This is a genomic window from Pseudomonas sp. SIMBA_041 (assembly GCF_046535095.1).
Lineage (GTDB): Bacteria > Pseudomonadota > Gammaproteobacteria > Pseudomonadales > Pseudomonadaceae > Aquipseudomonas > Aquipseudomonas mucoides.
On sequence record NZ_JAWRXJ010000568.1, the window covers coordinates 1 to 256 of the forward strand.

Consider the following 256-nt stretch of genomic DNA (forward strand, 5'->3'; position numbering starts at 1 on the left):
CCTGCGCCGGGACCTGGGGGTGCAGTTTCACTTCTCGACCCTGGTGGGGGATATCCAGCCGGGCCAGTTGCGCAGCACCGCCGGCAACTTCCACGCGCCGCGGATCGTGCTGTGTTCGGGGCACGATTATCAGACCCTGCTGGCGGATCAGATCGCTGCCTTGCAGCCGCAGATCTGCCGCTTGCAGATGCTCCGGGCGCGGCCCGAGGCCAATCTCAACCTGCAACATGCCCTGCTGACCGGTCTGAGTTGCGTG

At 66.0% G+C, this 256-nt stretch carries 1 pseudogene; it reads left to right on the plus strand.

Features of this window, described 5'->3' with window-relative positions:
• Positions 1-256 (plus strand): annotated as a pseudogene (locus SB725_RS32390) (TIGR03364 family FAD-dependent oxidoreductase); the annotation flags it as partial.